The 16,437-nt window shown below is 65.7% G+C and carries 17 protein-coding genes; 7 read left to right on the top strand and 10 right to left on the bottom strand.

The features are described 5' to 3' along the window. From ACTICP_RS12750 to ACTICP_RS12740, 3 genes are all read right to left on the bottom strand, one after another. Positions 1-1,007: ABC transporter ATP-binding protein/permease (locus tag ACTICP_RS12750; RefSeq protein WP_441892922.1), on the bottom strand; the 1,007-nt coding region annotated here is incomplete at its 3' end. Beyond that, positions 1,004-2,029, bottom strand: coding sequence for a cytochrome d ubiquinol oxidase subunit II (gene cydB / locus ACTICP_RS12745; RefSeq protein ID WP_441892920.1), 1,026 nt, complete (start codon positions 2,027-2,029; stop codon positions 1,004-1,006). The genes ACTICP_RS12750 and cydB, both read right to left, overlap by 4 nt. A 15-nt stretch (positions 2,030-2,044) precedes the next feature. Next, positions 2,045-3,457: a cytochrome ubiquinol oxidase subunit I gene (locus ACTICP_RS12740; protein WP_441892918.1), complete on the bottom strand. Its 1,413-nt coding sequence runs from the start codon at positions 3,455-3,457 to the stop codon at positions 2,045-2,047. Between the two features lie 176 nt (positions 3,458-3,633). On the opposite strand from ACTICP_RS12740, the gene radA reads away from it, so the two are divergent. Beyond that, a complete protein-coding gene (gene radA / locus ACTICP_RS12735; protein ID WP_441892916.1) occupies positions 3,634-5,001 on the top strand; it encodes a DNA repair protein RadA in 1,368 nt (455 codons plus the stop codon). Positions 5,002-5,013: 12 nt separating this feature from the next. Here radA and ACTICP_RS12730 read toward each other — a convergent pair whose 3' ends face one another. From ACTICP_RS12730 to ACTICP_RS12715, 4 genes are all read right to left on the bottom strand, one after another. Continuing rightward, on the bottom strand, positions 5,014-5,427 hold the full coding sequence (locus ACTICP_RS12730) for a dehydrogenase (protein ID WP_441892914.1): 414 nt from the start codon (positions 5,425-5,427) through the stop codon (positions 5,014-5,016). 186 nt (positions 5,428-5,613) lie between these two features. Then, on the bottom strand, positions 5,614-6,261 hold the full coding sequence (locus ACTICP_RS12725; protein WP_441892912.1) for a hypothetical protein: 648 nt from the start codon (positions 6,259-6,261) through the stop codon (positions 5,614-5,616). Continuing rightward, on the bottom strand, positions 6,261-6,770 hold the full coding sequence (locus tag ACTICP_RS12720) for an amino-acid N-acetyltransferase (RefSeq protein WP_441892910.1): 510 nt from the start codon (positions 6,768-6,770) through the stop codon (positions 6,261-6,263). The genes ACTICP_RS12725 and ACTICP_RS12720 overlap by 1 nt, the downstream gene beginning before the upstream one ends. A 145-nt stretch (positions 6,771-6,915) precedes the next feature. Next, positions 6,916-9,444 carry an ATP-dependent Clp protease ATP-binding subunit gene (locus ACTICP_RS12715; protein ID WP_441892908.1) on the bottom strand — a complete coding sequence of 843 codons (2,529 nt, stop codon included), beginning with the start codon at positions 9,442-9,444 and terminating at the stop codon, positions 6,916-6,918. A 180-nt stretch (positions 9,445-9,624) separates the two neighbouring features. Between ACTICP_RS12715 and ACTICP_RS12710 the strand changes: the two genes are divergently transcribed. From ACTICP_RS12710 to ACTICP_RS12695, 4 genes are read left to right on the top strand one after another with little or no spacing between them, the layout of a single operon-like run. Next, positions 9,625-10,245, top strand: coding sequence for a hypothetical protein (locus ACTICP_RS12710; protein ID WP_441892906.1), 621 nt, complete (start codon positions 9,625-9,627; stop codon positions 10,243-10,245). After that, positions 10,245-10,859, top strand: coding sequence for a hypothetical protein (locus tag ACTICP_RS12705; protein WP_441892904.1), 615 nt, complete (start codon positions 10,245-10,247; stop codon positions 10,857-10,859). The genes ACTICP_RS12710 and ACTICP_RS12705 overlap by 1 nt, the downstream gene beginning before the upstream one ends. Further along, the gene (locus ACTICP_RS12700; protein WP_441892902.1) at positions 10,856-11,095 is read left to right on the top strand and encodes a helix-turn-helix domain-containing protein; all 240 of its coding nucleotides are present in this window, start codon (positions 10,856-10,858) and stop codon (positions 11,093-11,095) included. The genes ACTICP_RS12705 and ACTICP_RS12700 overlap by 4 nt, the downstream gene beginning before the upstream one ends. After that, the gene (locus ACTICP_RS12695) at positions 11,095-11,313 is read left to right on the top strand and encodes a hypothetical protein (protein WP_441892900.1); all 219 of its coding nucleotides are present in this window, start codon (positions 11,095-11,097) and stop codon (positions 11,311-11,313) included. The genes ACTICP_RS12700 and ACTICP_RS12695 overlap by 1 nt, the downstream gene beginning before the upstream one ends. Before the next feature lie 60 nt (positions 11,314-11,373). Here ACTICP_RS12695 and ACTICP_RS12690 read toward each other — a convergent pair whose 3' ends face one another. Further along, positions 11,374-12,882, bottom strand: a complete 1,509-nt coding sequence (locus tag ACTICP_RS12690; RefSeq protein ID WP_441892898.1) for an HNH endonuclease signature motif containing protein — start codon at positions 12,880-12,882, stop codon at positions 11,374-11,376. Between the two features lie 66 nt (positions 12,883-12,948). Between ACTICP_RS12690 and ACTICP_RS12685 the strand changes: the two genes are divergently transcribed. Both ACTICP_RS12685 and ACTICP_RS12680 read left to right on the top strand, forming a co-directional pair. Further along, the gene (locus tag ACTICP_RS12685; RefSeq protein WP_441892896.1) at positions 12,949-13,185 is read left to right on the top strand and encodes a CopG family transcriptional regulator; all 237 of its coding nucleotides are present in this window, start codon (positions 12,949-12,951) and stop codon (positions 13,183-13,185) included. Next, on the top strand, positions 13,182-13,631 hold the full coding sequence (locus ACTICP_RS12680) for a TA system VapC family ribonuclease toxin (protein ID WP_441892894.1): 450 nt from the start codon (positions 13,182-13,184) through the stop codon (positions 13,629-13,631). The genes ACTICP_RS12685 and ACTICP_RS12680 overlap by 4 nt, the downstream gene beginning before the upstream one ends. Before the next feature lie 15 nt (positions 13,632-13,646). Here ACTICP_RS12680 and ACTICP_RS12675 read toward each other — a convergent pair whose 3' ends face one another. Together ACTICP_RS12675 and ACTICP_RS12670 are read right to left on the bottom strand one after the other, a co-directional pair. Then, positions 13,647-16,193, bottom strand: coding sequence for a GIY-YIG nuclease family protein (locus ACTICP_RS12675; RefSeq protein ID WP_441892892.1), 2,547 nt, complete (start codon positions 16,191-16,193; stop codon positions 13,647-13,649). Further along, entirely contained in the window at positions 16,186-16,359 is a 174-nt protein-coding gene (locus ACTICP_RS12670; RefSeq protein WP_441892890.1) for a hypothetical protein, read from the bottom strand. Before ACTICP_RS12670 ends, ACTICP_RS12675 begins: the two co-directional genes overlap by 8 nt. Positions 16,360-16,437: the final 78 nt, after the last annotated feature.

The following is a 16,437-nucleotide window of genomic DNA, read 5'->3' as shown; positions in this document are numbered from 1 at the left end:
TGAGCGGAGTCGCGCAGCGACGCAGACGAAACGGGTTGAGCGAGCCGCAGGCGAGTCGAAGCCAAACCCTCATCCAGCACCGCGAACACGTCTTCAGTCGCCGCGACCCCCTCTGACGCGGCGTGGAACTGCACGCCGACCTGCCGGATCGGCAGGAACGCTTCCGGCGCGAGCAGCAGCACGAACAGCCCGACCTCGAGCGACATGTCTCCCGCGAGCAGTCGGAACCCGACCGCCACGGCGATCAGCGCGACGGCGAGCGACGACAGCAACTCCATCGCGAAACCGGACAGGAACGAGTACCGCAGCACCTTCATCGTCTCGCGGCGGTACTGATCGGCTGTGACCTCGATCTGCGATGCGGCCCGACGTTCGCGACCGAACAGCCGCAGCGTCGCGAGCCCCTGCACGGTGTCGGCGAATCGCGCGGCCAGGCGCTGCAGCGTCTGCCATTGCTTGCGCTGCACCGTGCGCGTCGCGATGCCGATCAGGATCATGAAGATCGGGATCAGCGGCAGCGTGATCACCGCGGTCAGACCGCTCGGCCAGTCCTGCCACCACATCACCACGACGATCACCGGCGTCGCGATGATCGTGAGCACCAGCTGCGGCAGATACTTCGCGAAGTACTGGTCCAGCGCCTCGAGCCCGTGGCCAGCAGTCACGGCGAGCGACGCCCGGTTGCGCGATGCCAGCCACCCCGGGCCGAGGCGGCCTACGGCACGGATCAGCGACCGGCGCAGTTGCGTCCCGGTCACCGCCGCTGCACGCATGCCAGCGAAATCAGATGCGGCGATCAGAATGCCGCGCAGCAGTGCGAGCCCCAGCATCCACCCGAGTGACGATGCCACTGAGCGCCCGGCGAGGGCGCCGGTGACGGCATCCGTCAGGAACCAGGCGAACGCGATGACCACCGCGGTCTGGAGCACGCCGATGACCGCTGCGAGAACGAAGAATCCTCGCGCGGCGCCGGCGTACTTCAGAAGACGCGGATCAACGGGTTTCACGCGTGGGCCGGTGCTCCCTCGATCGACGCGCGGGTGATGCGCTTGCGGAACACCCAGTATGTCCACCCCTGGTACAGCAGCACCAGCGGCAGGGCGACCAGTGCCGTCCAGGTCATGATCTGCAGCGTGTACTCCGTGCTCGAGGCGTTCTCGATCGTGAGGCTGAACGCCGGGTCGATCGTCGAGGGCAGCACGTTCGGGAACAGGGCGGCGAACAGCGTCACCACGGCGAACAGCGTAGTGGCGGCACCGAACGCGAACGCCCAGCCTTCACGCCCGCGCAGGTTCGACACGATCGACAGCACCAGCGACACCGCGGCGAGCGCAGCGAGCGCCAGCACGACGATCGAGAAGTGCGCGATGACCGTCCACACCAGGAAGGCGGCGGCGATCACCAGGGTCACGAGTCCGGCGCGAAGCGCGAGGCGGCGAGCATCCTTCCGCAGCTTTCCGTCGGTCTTGAGCGCCACGAACGTCGCCCCGTGCGTGAAGAACAGCAGCAGGGTCGTGAGTCCGCCCAGCAGCCCGTAGGGGTTCAGCAGGTCGAAGACGCTCCCGACGTAGATGTGGTTCTCGTCGAGCGCCACGCCCTGGATGATGTTCGCGAACGCGACGCCCCAGAGAAAAGCGGGCACGGCCGACCCGATGACGATCATCCGGTCGAAGCCGGTCTTCCACTGCTCGGTCGTCCCCTGGTGGCGGTACTCGAACGAGACGCCGCGCAGGATGAGCGTGAGCAGGATCACCAGCAGCGGCAGATAGAAGCCGCTGAACAGCGACGCGTACCACTCGGGGAACGACGCGAACAAGCAGGCCCCGGCCACGATGAGCCAGGTCTCGTTGAGGTCCCAGACCGGACCGATCGTGTTGATGATCTGCCGGCGTGTGACGTCATCGCGGTTCTTTCCGACGCCGCCGAGGAAGGGCAGCGACATGCCGACGCCGAAGTCGAACCCGTCGAGCACGAAATAGCCGACGAAGAGGAAGGCGATGATGCCGAACCAGAGTGTTGCCAGATCCATTTCCCATCCTCCCGATCAGTAGACGGCCGACGGCGCGGGTGCCGCCTCGTCGTGGGTCTCGGTGGTGTCGGGCCCCGTCTGGGCGGCCTTCACGATCAGTCGGATCTCGACGACGGCGAGAGCGGCGTAGATCACGGTGAAGGCGATCAGCGAGATGAGCACTTCCAGCCCCGAGGTTCCCGGCGAGACTCCGTCGCGGGTGCTCATCAGGCCGAACACGAGCCAGGGTTGGCGCCCCATCTCGGTGAACACCCATCCGACGATGTTCGCGAACAGGGCGAGCGGGAACGACCAGATCGCGATCTTCCACATCCACTTGGCGACCGGCTTCTTCGCGTTCTTGCGGGTCACCCAGAGCCCCACGAGAGCGATGAAGGCGTGCAGCATGCCCAGGCCGATCATCCAGCGGAACGCCCAGTAGGTGATCCAGAGCACCGGGGCGAAGTTGTCGATGCCGAGGTCGGCGAACTGGACGGCATACTCGGCGTTCAGATCGTTGATACCGTGCACGCACGCATCGAGGGAGTGCGTCGACAGCAGCGAGAGCAGGTACGGCACGCGAATGGAGAACAGCTCCGACGAGCCGTCCGGCGTGCCGAGGGTGAACAGGCTGAACGAGGCATCCGCCCCGCACACCGTATCGAACGTGGCCTCGGCCGCGGCCATCTTCATCGGCTGGGCCGCGTACATCGCCAGGCCCAGCTGGTCGCCGGTGAGGGCGACCCCCGCGGTGGAGACCAGCATCGACCACAGGCCGAACTTCATCGAGATGCGCATCGTGTCGAGGTGCTGGCCGCGGTAGAGGTGCCAGGCCGATACCGAGATGATGACACCGGCGGCGAACATGAACGCGCCGAAGATCGTGTGCGGGAACGCGGCGAGCGCGACGGGGTTCGTCAGCAGCGCCCAGATGTCGACGAGTTCGGCACGGTTGGTGACGGGGTTGTACTCGTACCCGACCGGGTTCTGCATGAACGCGTTGGCCGCGATGATGAAGTAGGCCGACAGGATGCTGCCGATCGCGACGAACCAGATGCTCATGAGGTGGAGCTTGCGGGGTAGTTTGTCCCAGCCGAATATCCAGACGCCGATGAACGTGGCCTCGAAGAAGAAGGCCAGCAGCCCCTCGAAGGCGAGCGGGGCGCCGAAGACGTCGCCGACGAAGCGGGAGTAGTCCGACCAGTTCATGCCGAACTGGAACTCCTGCACGATGCCGGTCACCACGCCCATGGCGAAGTTGATCAGGAAGATCTTGCCGAAGAACCGGGTCAGGTGCAGGTAGTGGACCTTTGCCGTTCGTACCCACGCGGTCTGGAATATCGCGGCGGCCAGCGCCATGCCGATCGTCAGCGGCACGAACAGATAGTGGTAGATGGTCGTGAGACCGAACTGCCACCTGGCCAGCGCAAGTGGATCAAGCCACTCCATCGGAGGACTCCTTCTCTCGAAGGTGCACCGCGTGCACCCGGAAGTGGGCCGAAGAATCAGCCCGCAGACGAGACGTCATTGGCGTTGATTCCAGTATCCCGCGCCCGTGCTCGCCCGATGGCCGGAACACCCGTCTCGGTGATAGGGATGTCGGATGCCGTCGATAGCCTTGCTACATGGCAACACGTCGTCCCGCTCCCCCCGCGTTCGTGTGCACCGAATGCGGGTGGACGACATCGAAGTGGGTCGGCCGCTGCGGCGAGTGCCAGCAGTGGGGCACGGTGCAGGAGCAGGCCGCGAAGACCGGCATCGTTCGGCAGGTGAGCCCGATCGTTCCCGGAGCCGATCGCGCTGCTCGCCCGATCACGCAGATCAGCACGGTCGAGACGCCGCGGCGCACCAGCGGCGTCGGCGAGTTCGATCGTGTGCTCGGCGGCGGCATCGTGCCGGGTGCGGCCATTCTGCTCAGCGGCGAACCAGGAGTCGGCAAGTCGACGCTGCTGCTCGAGGTCGCGGCGCAGGCCGCGCGCGGCGGGCGTCGTGTGCTGTACGCGAGCGGGGAAGAGTCTCAGGCGCAGGTACGATTGCGCGCCGAACGCACCGGTGCCCTGCACGACGAGCTGTACTTGGCGAGTGAGACCGACCTCGCCACCATCCTCGGGCACATCGACGAGGTGAAGCCAGAACTCGTGATCGTCGACTCGGTGCAGACTGTGGCGTCTTCGCTGTCCGACGGCGCCGCCGGTCAGCCCAGCCAGGTGCGCGAGGTGGCCGCGACGCTCATCCGGGTGGCCAAGGAGCGGAGCCTGCCGATCATCATCGTCGGCCATGTCACCAAAGACGGCCAGGTCGCCGGGCCGAGGATCCTCGAGCACCTCGTCGACGTCGTCTGCCACTTCGAAGGCGACCGGCAGACGGCGCTGCGGTTCATCCGGGCGCTGAAGAACCGCTTCGGCCCGACCGATGAGGTGGGGTGCTTCGAGATGACTGGTGACGGCATCGCCGAGGTGCCCGACCCCTCGGGTCTCTTCCTCGGCCACGGTTCGACCGAGCCGGGCACGTGCGTCGCCATCGCGATGGAGGGGCGGCGCGCCCTGCCCGTCGAGGTGCAGGCGCTGACCGTCACTGCTGCGGCGCCGAACCCGCGCCGCGTGGTGTCGGGGTTGGATTCCGCGCGCGTGGCGATGGTGCTCGCTGTGCTGGAGAAACGGGCCGGCATCCCCACCGGTGCGCTCGACGTCTACGTGTCCACTGTCGGCGGTGTGCGCTTCACCGAACCCGCCGCAGACCTGGCGATCGCGATCGCGGTGGCGGGGTCGATCCGGCACGTGTCCGTCCCGCGGACCGTCGCCGCCGTCGGCGAGCTGAGCCTGGCGGGCGAAGTGCGGGCGGTGACGCAGGCCGCGCAGCGGCGCTCCGAGGCCGCCCGGCTCGGCTACGCGCAGGTGATCGACGAGCGATCAGGAACGCTGAAGGCAGCGCTCGGCGATGTGCGTGCGCGCGGCACCTCCCGTCGCCCCGAAGACGACATCCCGCCGTTCTGAGCTGTCGGGGACCTACGCCCCCAGCGCCTTCAACAGCTCGTCCGGCGACGCCTGCATCGGGTGCGGGCCCGCGATGTCGAGGAATACCGTCGTGATCGTCTCGCGGTGCGTGGTGAGGAACTTCTGCAACCACTCCGGCGAGTAGATCCCCACGCCCGGCGGCAGGTTCGCGGGCTTGTTCTTCGCGTCACTGAACAGCAGCAGGGCGACGTCGCCCGTGTTCGGATCGCGGAACGTCCATACCTCGCCGCTGTCGAGCGGGTTGTCGCGGTCGCCGGCATGCAGGAGCGGGACGACCGTGTTCCCGTGGCGCAGAGCCAGGGCGACAGCCGCGACATCCTGCTTCCCCAGCGCCTGCGCAAGAGCCTCGGAACGGAACTCTTCAGGATCGGGCGCACCCGCGGACTTCGACTTCTTCGCTGCCATGTCTTCCAGCATAAGTGGGGCCCTTTCGAGTGTTCCAATGGGGACTGGAGTACTCAAAAGGGCCCGCATGCTCTCGACCGGCGAACGTCAAAGCGCTGGGGACGCTGAACAGATGCCACTGGGGATGGCCATCGCCGGCATAGTGCCGAGAACGACTCGATGGTATCCCAAAGGTTCGCCGGGGCTCTAGTACAGAAGAATCTGTCGGCTGCTGGTGGCTTCGAAGCCACCGATGGACACGGCGACGTGGTAGGAGGACCCGCCGGCGGGTGCCAGCGGACGGTTCTCGTCATCGCAGGTGGAGACGTCCGAACGGGTGCGATCCCACGTCACCGGCTCTGCGCTGGTGACATTCTGACCCGCTTCGAGGGTCACGACCATGTTGTTGGGCTTCTCCTGGCAATCGGACGAACGCCACCACTCATCGTCGCCGCTGGTGATTTTGAACGACTGGGTGGCCGATCCGACATCGAGCGTGCACGCGGCCGCGCCGTTGTTCGTCAGTGAGATCGACAGCTCCGGCAGCTCTCCCGCGGCGTAGGTATCGGCATCGGTGATGGCTTCGACGGCGATGTCGGGGGCGTTGCACGGCGCCGGGGCGGCCTCACCATCGGTCGGCTCGGGGCTGGGCGAAGCGTCCGCGCTCGCATCCGGCGTCGGCGTCCCGGATGCCGAGGCCGTCGGACTCGGCGACGGCTTTGGCGTGGCCGCATCCGCCCACGGCTGCGCGATGAGAAGCCATATGCCGACGCCGATCACCGCGGCCACCAGGATGATCGCGGAGAAGAACACGAGCCGTCGTCGTCGGTAGACGGCCTTGCTCGGGCGGGCCATCAGAGACTCTTCAGCATCCGGGTGTTGCCGAGCGTGTTCGGCTTCACGTGCGCGAGATCGAGGAACTCTGCGACACCCTCGTCAGGGCTGCGCAGAAGCTGCGAGTACACGTCCGGGTCGACGACCTGCTCCCCGATCGGAGCGAAGCCGCGACGGGTGAAGAAGTCCACCTCGAAGGTGAGGCAGAACAAGCGCGTGAGGCCGAGTTCACGAGCACGGACCTCGAGCTGCTCGACGATCGCCCGGCCAACACCGTGGCGCAGCCAGTCGTCGCGGACGATCAGGGTGCGGATCTCGCCGAGATCCTCCCACATCACGTGCAGGGCTCCGCATCCGACGAGCTGCCCGTCGATCTCAGCGACGACGAACTCCTGCACCGCCCCGTAAAGCACCACAAGATCCTTGCCCAGCAGGATGCGTCGATCGACCAGCGGCGCCAGAAGGTCATGGATGCCGGTGATGTCGGCGCTGCGCGCCGGGCGGACGGTGAAACTCACGGGCTCAAGCATTTCACAACTCCGGTGAAACTCCGGTTGGAGCCGCCGTGGCGATGCTGTTTCCGGACGGACGGACGAACGAGCGGACGCGAGGCGCGGGACGCAGAAACGACGAATGGGCGGAAGCCGAAGCCTCCGCCCATTCGTCGATCAGGTGCTACTCGCCCGAAGACGCTGCGATATCGGGCGTCGCGGTGATGGCGGCGCCGGTACCGACGCCGACCGCGACCTTCTCGCCGCGAGCGGTGATCTCGAACGTGAAGGTGCTGCCGTCGGCATCCACCTTCACGTGGTCGCCGGGGTTGAGCTCGCCGTGCAGGATCTTCTCCGACATCTGGTCTTCGATCTCGCGCTGCATCGCACGACGCAGCGGACGGGCGCCGAGCGCCGGGTCGAAGCCGATCTCGATGAGTCGCTCCTTGGCGAGCTGTGTGAGCTCCACCGTCATGTCGCGGTCGAGCAGACGCTCGCCGAGGCGTTTGACGAACAGATCCACGATCTGCACGAGCTCGTCCTTCGACAGCTGCGGGAAGACGATGACGTCGTCGACACGGTTGAGGAACTCGGGCTTGAAGTGACGCTTGAGCTCTTCGTCGACCTTGCCCTTCATCCGCTCGTAGCTGGTCTGCGCGTCGCCCTCGATCTGGAAGCCGACGGGGCCCCCGGCGATCGCGGACGATCCGAGGTTCGTCGTCATGATGATGACCGTGTTCTTGAAGTCAACGATCCGACCCTGGCCGTCGGTGAGGCGACCCTCTTCGAGGATCTGCAGCAGCGAGTTGAAGATGTCGGGGTGAGCCTTCTCGATCTCGTCGAAGAGGACAACGCTGAACGGCTTGCGACGCACCTTCTCGGTCAGCTGGCCGCCCTCTTCGAATCCGACGAATCCGGGAGGGGCGCCGAACAGACGCGAGACGGTGTGCTTCTCACCGAACTCGCTCATGTCGAGCGAGATGAGCGCGGCCTCGTCGTCGAACAGGAACTCGGCGAGGGCCTTGGCGAGCTCGGTCTTTCCGACACCGGTCGGGCCGGCGAAGATGAACGAGCCCGAGGGGCGCTTCGGGTCCTTGAGGCCGGCGCGCTGGCGACGGATCGTGCGGGAGAGGGCCGCGATGGCCTCTTCCTGACCGACGACGCGCTGGTGCAGCGCCTTCTCCATGAAGACGAGCCGGCTGGACTCCTCTTCGGTGAGCTTGAAGACCGGGATGCCGGTCGCCTGGGCGAGCACCTCGGCGATCAGGCCCTCATCGACCACGGCCTGAGTCGCGACGTCGCCGGAGCGCCACTGCTTCTCGAGGCGCAGACGCTCGGCGAGGAGGCTCTTCTCCTCGTCACGCAGCGACGCGGCCTTCTCGAAGTCCTGCTCCTCGGAGGCGGCTTCCTTCTGGGTGCGGACATCGGCGATCTTGTCGTCGAACTCGCGCAGCTCGGGCGGGCTGGAGAGGATGCTGAGGCGCAGACGGGCACCGGCCTCATCGATCAGGTCAATGGCCTTGTCCGGCAGGAACCGGTCCGAGACGTAGCGGTCGGCGAGGTTCGCCGCAGACACAAGCGCGCCGTCGGTGATCTGCACCTTGTGGTGCGCCTCGTAGCGGTCGCGCAGACCCTTCAGGATGTTGATCGCGTGCGGCAGGCTCGGCTCGTTGACCTGCACCGGTTGGAAGCGGCGCTCCAGCGCAGCATCCTTCTCGAAGTGCTTGCGGTACTCGTCGATCGTGGTCGCACCGATGGTCTGGAGCTCACCGCGGGCGAGGAGAGGCTTGAGGATGCTGGCGGCATCGATCGCGCCCTCGGCCGCGCCCGCACCGACGAGGGTGTGGATCTCGTCGATGAAGACGATGATGTCACCGCGGGTGCGGATCTCCTTGGTGACCTTCTTCAGACGCTCTTCGAAGTCGCCGCGGTAGCGGGAACCGGCGATGAGCGAGCCGAGGTCGAGGGAGTACAGCTGCTTGTCCTTGAGCGTCTCGGGGACTTCGCCCTTGACGATCGCCTGGGCGAGACCTTCGACGACGGCGGTCTTGCCGACGCCGGGCTCACCGATCAGGACAGGGTTGTTCTTGGAGCGGCGCGAGAGGATCTGCATGACCCGCTCGGCCTCCTTCTCACGGCCGATGACCGGGTCGAGCTTGTTGTCGCGCGCGGCCTGGGTGAGGTTGCGGCCGAACTGGTCGAGCACGGCCGACCCGCCCTGCGCGGCCTGCGGCCCGTCGTTCGCCTGCGCGCCGACGGCGGCTGGCTCACGGCCCGGGGCGCCGGAGAGCAACTGGATGACCTGCTGGCGCACCTTGTTCAGGTCGGCGCCGAGCTTGACGAGCACCTGGGCTGCAACGCCCTCGCCCTCGCGGATGAGGCCGAGCAGGATGTGCTCGGTGCCGATGTAGTTGTGGCCGAGCTGGAGGGCTTCGCGCAGGCTCAGCTCGAGCACCTTCTTGGCACGCGGGGTGAAGGGGATGTGGCCGGTCGGCTGCTGCTGGCCCTGACCGATGATGTCCTGCACCTGCTCGCGCACCGCGTCGAGGGAGATGCCGAGGCTCTCGAGGGCCTTGGCTGCGACGCCCTCGCCCTCGTGGATGAGGCCGAGCAGGATGTGCTCGGTGCCGATGTAGTTGTGGTTGAGCATCTTCGCCTCTTCTTGGGCGAGGACGACCACACGACGGGCTCGGTCGGTGAATCTCTCGAACATGCTGTGACTCCTTATCGCACGGGGGCGAAGACGCGGCGAGCGCCTGTACATCGAGAGTAACGACCTGTCGCTCGCCCAAAGGCCGTGTTCGCCGTCGGCATACCTGAGGGTTGACGTGCTTATCGAGAGTCGTTATGTTAACGAACATCGATAACAACGAATATCGATATGGAGGGTGTGATGAGAAGTCGTGATGGTCGACCGTCGATGATCGAGGCCGTGACGCTGGGGCTGGTGGCGACGGGCGCGGTGAGCATCGGGGTCGCGTCGGTCGTGGGGGCGGTCGGTGCGGGGGTCGAGATCTTCGGATCACCGGTTCCCGTGAGTCTGCCCGTGCACGGAGCGGGGATGGCTTCGTTGTCGGATGCCGAGGGCATTGCCGCGGCGGAGTACACGCAGTCGCTGGTGTCCGTCGACAGTTTGGATGCGGGTGCCCGGTGGCTCCTGTTCGCCGAGGTGGCGCTGCCGACCGTTGCCACGGTGATCGTATGCCTGTCGCTGTGGTGGCTGGGGTTGTCGCTGATCCGGCAGCGGGCGTTCCGCCGCTCGATGGCGTCGGTGCTCGGGACGGCGGCGATCGCGCTCGTCGCCGCGGGGATGATCGGTCCGTTTCTTGGTGGGATCGGACGCGCTGAAGTGGTCGAGCGGTTGGAGATGTCCGGTGCAGACACTTCGCAGTTCTGGGCATTCCTTGTTTCAGCGGACCTCGCCCCGATCGGCTGGGGCATCGCCCTGGCACTCGTGGCGACCGCGTTCGAGGTGGGGCAGCGCTTGCAGCGCGAGACGGAAGGACTGGTGTGATGAACGGCAAGGATGCGGCAAAGCAGGCGAGAGCCGACCGGAACGACTTCAATGTCGCGATCGCCGTGGGGGCGTTGGTGATCGGATGGCTGCTGTTCGACAGCATCCGCGGCATCGCCGGGCTGTTCGCGACCGCGGGTTCGGTAACCGTGACAACGCGGATACCAGCGCAGGAGATCACCGCGGCGATCGGCGAGGGCGCACCGGCGATCGTCGAGACGGCGACCCTCATGGCGGCGGATGTCAGCGCGATCAGCGTCGTGTCCCTGGTGCTGGCGATCGCGCTGCGAGCGCTGTGCCTGATCGCCGTCGCTGTGCTCGGTGTCATCGTGTGCCGCAGGCTCATGCGGGGCATCCTGTTCGACCGGGCGAACACGCGCCTCACCTTCGTGATGTCGATGGGACTGCTGGCTGCCGGGCTGGTCGGTCCGTGGTTCGAGAACATGGGGTTGAACGGTGTGTTCGCGGCTCTCGGCGGCGAGTTCGACGAGCAGCATTGGCTGCTGTTCGCCGATGGCATCCCGCTGTTCGTCGCGGCGATCGCGGTCGGCGTGCTGGCGATCGTGTTCCGCCGCGGCGCCTCGCTGCAGAAGGACGCCGAGGGGCTGGTATGACTCCGGCGGCTTCTGACGAGGAGGACACCGGCATCCACTGCCGTCTTGATGAGCTCCTCGCCGAGCGGGGCATGACGCTCACGCAGCTGAGCTCGATTGTGGGCGTGAGTATCGTGAACCTGTCCGTGCTGAAGAATGATCGGGCGCGGGCGATCCGGTACTCGACACTGCGAGCGATCTGCGACGCGCTGCGCTGCGAGGTCGGTGAGCTGCTGGTACTGACCGGGGAGAGCTGATGGGTACGGCACGAGGATTCGAGTACGAGGTGCGCGGCGACGGCACCGTCGTGATCACGCACCACGGTCGCAAGGCGACCGTCCTCCGCGGCGCCCGCGCCGAGGAGTTCTTGGACGAGGCGCGCACCGACCCACAAGGGGCGATGGCGCGCTGGACCGGGAATTACAAGCACGGCAACGAGCGCACCGCGAAGCAGCATCCGCGTAACCGCGGGTGACGTGATCCGGCCTGGTCTGCCCCGATCCTGCCTGGCCTGAACCGGCCTGACCGGGCCTCCTCACGCCACTGGTCGGAATCGCTTTGGCGGCGGGTCGATGCCGCCCCACGCGTAGCTGAGCACTGTGCGCGGTCGCATGGCATAAGCCTCCCCCGACGCGTGGTGGAGGATGAAGTCGCTCTTCCCTCGACGGCTGATGCGCCATCCGCCGTGGTGCAGGGTCATGTGGTGATATCGGCACAGCAGGATTCCGCGATCGATATCTGTTCGACCCTGATCTCGCTCCCATTCATCGATGTGATGGGCTTCGCAGTACGACGCTGGCCGGTCACAGCCGCGCCACCGGCAACCACCGTCACGGATGGCGAGTCCGATGCGCTGCTTCGTGGTGAACAGGCGTTGCTCGCGCCCCACGTCGAGCGGATTTCCGCACGCATCGACCGCAACCGGCACATATCCGCTCTCGCAGATGCGCTGTTCGGCGACCGCAGCGGGCATCGAGACGAGGTGATCTTCGCTGTGAACGGCGCGAGCGGGGGTGCCGTCGGCATCCACCGTCTGCACCAGTCGCACGCCGGCCTGGCGCGTGCCGAACACGTTCTCGGCATCAGCGAGCACGCCCGCCTGGATGACATCCAAGATCAGGTCGTACGCCAGTTGATCGGTGGTGCGGGCGTCGTCGGTCAGCGCTTCGGCGCGCTCCTTTTCGTCAGCATCCACGAACCGCGGGCCACCACGACGCGGACGCAGCGCGGCCGCCATCATCGTCTCGAGGAACAGGTCGCCCTCGTCCTCGATGACCATCGAGGCGCGCTTCTGCCCGTCGTGCCCGCGGAACATGCGGAACGAACGGTTCTCGAAGCGCTCCAGGAACCGTGCTTCCGCACCCTCCGGGTCGAGCAGGTCGCGGATCGTGCGCGCCTGCTGCCAGAGCTCTTCCACCGTGCGCTCGGCCGCCTCCTCTACGAGGTGTTCCGCAGCCTGCGCCCATGCCGCGCGCGCTTCTTCTTGCGCCTGCGCTCGTGCCTCGGCATCCCTTTCGTCGCCGTCGTCTGTGCCGATCTCGGGCGGGTCGCCCAGTCCTCGCCGGATCGCATCGAACTGCGCCGACGTCAGTCGGCCGTCGCGGAGCGCATCGCGCAGCGGTTGATACCAGGGTACGCTCGTGCGCTGCTGCTCATCTTGGCCGTCTTCTGGTTGCTCCGTGCCGCGCTCGGTGTCTGGCTCGTCGTCGAGCAGCGCCTCGCCCACGCGCACCTTGCGATTCGCCTCTGCCTTGGTGGATCCCGTGACGTTCTGCACGAAAGACGCCGCCGAACGATGGCCACGTGACTGCGAGAGGCCGGAATGACCGCGATCGCGCGACGAGCGCACCGCGGCGACTCCAGCCGCCAGCACCTGAATCTGCTCGACCTGCTTCGCAATACCGGCGGACTCTTCGAGAATGCCGACGATCTCAGTATCCGTCATCAGCATCATCGCCGCCTGCGCGACGTCAGCGTCATCACCATCGACAAGGCGCGCACCCAGCGTGGGGATCAGCTCCGTGACATCGGTGAAAGTTGCCATACTTCATACTCTCAGGGGCCACCGACATTGAGGCAGATATCTGCTCTGGAGCGTATGCTGATCTGTATGCGAACGACATTGAACCTCTCCGACGCTCTCGCGCGTGAGGCCAAGTCACGCGCCGCGCGCGAGGGGCGCACGTTCACGAGCTTTCTCGAAGAAGCGCTCCGAGAGCATCTCGCGCGCGAAGCGCCCGCAGCTGATCCTGGCCCGCTGCCCACGTATACGCCGAAGACATCCGGCAGCCTCGTCGACCTCGACGACAAAGAAGCCGTCCAGGACGCGATGGATAAAAGCGCATGACGCTGTTCGTGCCCGACGTGAACGTGCTCGTCTACGCCTTTCGCGCCGATTCCTCCGACCATGATGTCTACGCCGAATGGCTGAACGGCGCTCTGCGGACCGACCGAATCGGCGTCGCAGACACGACGCTCAGCGGGTTCGTGCGCGTGGTCACGCACTCCCGCATCTTCACGGAGCCGACTCCGCCGAAAGCAGCTCTCGCCTTCGTTCGCCATCTCGTGGATGCTCCGACAACGGAATGGCTGCGCCAGGGCGCGTCAGCGTGGGAGAAGTTTGACCTGCTCGCATCGGCCGATGGCGCGGTGCGAGGCAGCCTCGTACCCGACGCGCACGTCGCCGCACTGTGCCTCGCCAACGGCGCGCACCTGGCGACGCGGGATCGTGGGTTCGCTCGGTTCCCGGACCTCAAATGGTTCGATCCGGGCAAGGCGGATGGCCGACGCTGAGCCGGCGCGCGCGATTCACTCCACCGCCACGACCGTGTCGTACAGCCCGTACCGCCGCAGCCCCTCGTGCGACTCGATGCCCGTGTACGACAGCGACGCGTCTTCATAGCGGCGGAACGCGAACACCGCCTGATTCATGTGGCCGGAGTTGAACACGCCCAGCCCGACGAGCAACTCGAAGTCCGAGACCGTGAGCCCCGTGACCGCCTGGAACAGGTCGGGCTCGATCTTGGTGATCACGTCTTTGAGCGTGTGCTCTCGGTAGTCGGTCAGATACATGAAAGCCGGAATGCGGGTCGCAAACTTGATCAGTTTCTCTTGGATCTGCTTGCGCTTCGACTTGTATTCGCGCTCTTCGTCGGTCAGCTGCTTCTTCTCAGAAGGCGTGATGTCGTCCCCGCGCTCCTTCTTGACCTTCGAGACGGCTTCACTCTTGTTCACGACGGTTTCGAACACCGAAGACCCCAGCGCGCGGAAGCCTTCGATGTTCATCACCGCGTTCATCGCGGCATCCGACGCCATGATCTTCTTCAACGTCTGGTTGTCGACGTTGACGAGCACAGCCGACTCCCATTTGCGGGCCAGCAACGTGGCCGATGTTCCTGCCATCGCCATGTCAAGGATGCCCGCGGCATCCACCTGCGTCATGTGCGAACCGTCATACGCGAGCACGGGCAGGAACGATACGAGTTCCTCGACCGCACGCTCGGGATTCGGGTTCTCGGGCGCGAGACCTCGCCCGTACTCGCTGATCTGTCGCAGCGCCCTCGTCGGCGCGAAGTCGAATACGAAGCACACCGGCTTGAGGATCTCTTCGCGCGAGGGGTCGTCGCCATCGGGATTGCGGATACTCCACGGCGACTGCACGCGGAACGCCGCCTGAAAGTACGTCTCGGGCGCCTGCAGGTTGCGCAGCATCAGTATCGAGGACCATTGGGGGACGGTGACGCCAGTGGTCAGCTTGCCCACCGTGAGCGTGATGGTCTTCGTGTCGTGCCCATTGCCGATCGCGTCGGTCACGGGCGGCAGCGCGGCGAGTCCGACGCCGACGCCGAGCGCCGAGACGTTCACGACTGCGTAGTCGTGCCAGAACGCGTTCTGCGGGTCCGCGAGCAGGTTCTCCATCGCCGAGCAGGATGCCGTGCGCGGCAGCATCCACAGCGAATGCTGCAGATACGGCAGCAGCCGCGTGTCGGAGTAGGGGAACGGCGGCCTGGTGCCGGCCTTCAGCGCGTCGACCTGCGTCGGAAAGTATGACCCACGGATGATGTCGAGCCACTTCTGCACGTCGTCCTTGTGCACGAACTCGGCATCCGTGCCCGTGCCCTTCGCCTCGAAGAAGGCGTTGAGATCGAACTCGTCGAACTCACCCTGGTTCGCGACCGCGATGAGCTCGTCGGGCATCTGATACGTGAGCAAGCGCATCTCCGGCAGTGACGCGTACGGGTTCGGCTCGTCTGGATGCTGAGCTGCGAACTCCGCCTTCGCCCTCTGTTCGTCGGTGTAGGTCCAGTTGAAGATCTGCTCTTCGATGAACCGGCCCTCGTTGAGCACCTTAAAGGGGGTACCAGAGAGATAGAGATATGCGGATGCTTTGATCGGAACGAATGCATCTTCGTCGAGCCCCTGCTCCTCTCGCTCCTCCGCGAAGGTCTGCTCGGCCGCCGAGAACTCGAGCTTTTCTTCCTTCTTCCCGTCGTCCTCGCCCTCGAAGAGCTCTTTGGCGGCGTCGCGCCAAGCGCCGAAGTGATACTCGTCGAAGACGACGAGGTCCCACATCAGCTCGGTGAGCCACTTGTGCTTGGGTTTGAAGTTGCCGGCGGCATCGCGTCCCATCAAGTCCTGAAACGAGCCGAAGAACACGAGCGGATGCTCCGGATCGACGGATGCCGGGTCTCCTCCGGTCGCTCGCGAAAGGTACTGCCAGCCTTCGAAATCGACGTGCGTCCTGAGGTCGGTATCCCACGCCTGCTCAACGGCCGGCTTGAAGGTCATGACGAGAACGCGCTTCGCTCCGAGCTTCTTTGCCAGCTGGTACGTGGTGAAGGTCTTCCCGAATCGCATCTTCGCGTTCCAGAGGAACTCGGGGACGGCGTCGGAGTCCTGGGTCCAGCGGTCTTGGAAATAGGCGTGGGTCTTGTCGACCGCCGCCTGTTGCTCGGCGCGCGCCGGAAAGGTTGCGAAGCGTGTGCCCTCGTATTTCTTACCCGCTCGCAGTTCCGTGATCGCGGCACGGACGTCATCGGCCGTGCAGCGCATCCACTCACGGCTCGACTCGAAGACGACATTGTCGAAGCCCTTCTCCAGCAGACGCTGACGCACATCCCGATCGGTGAAGGTCGTGCCGTCTTCGCGATCTGCCAGCTCGTCGACCTCGAGAGTGTAGGCGACCCGCGCCTGGCCCTGTGACTGCTTGATGCGATCGTTCACGTCCGGCCGTGTCGTCTGACCGACCTTCAAGCAGCCGCGCCAACGCTCGGCGACCTCTTCGGATGACCATGCGTAGATGCGTAGGCGGGAGTCGGGCTTCGGCTCGAAGATCTCGACGGCGGATCTACCCATCGATGTCGTCCGTCGACTCGTTCAGCTCATCAAGCAACGTGCCGTCATGCTCGGCCACCTGAGATTCGATGAAGGCTATCTCGTTCACAGTCAGCCCGTAGCGTTCGTAAAGTAGTTGGTCAGTCCACTCACGGTCGACGGGCACGTCAGGCACGAAGGCGTACACGTCACGCGTCGCGTGCTGCGTAGATTTACGACACTCCTATAGTGTTTCGTCAAGCGGCGGCCACCTCTTTTCTGGGAT

The sequence above is a fragment of the Microbacterium sp. genome, from assembly GCF_052102115.1.
In the GTDB taxonomy this organism is placed as follows: Bacteria; Actinomycetota; Actinomycetes; order Actinomycetales; family Microbacteriaceae; genus Microbacterium.
Note: the sequence above shows the minus strand (reverse complement) of the source record. Positions and strands in the feature narration are given on the sequence as shown.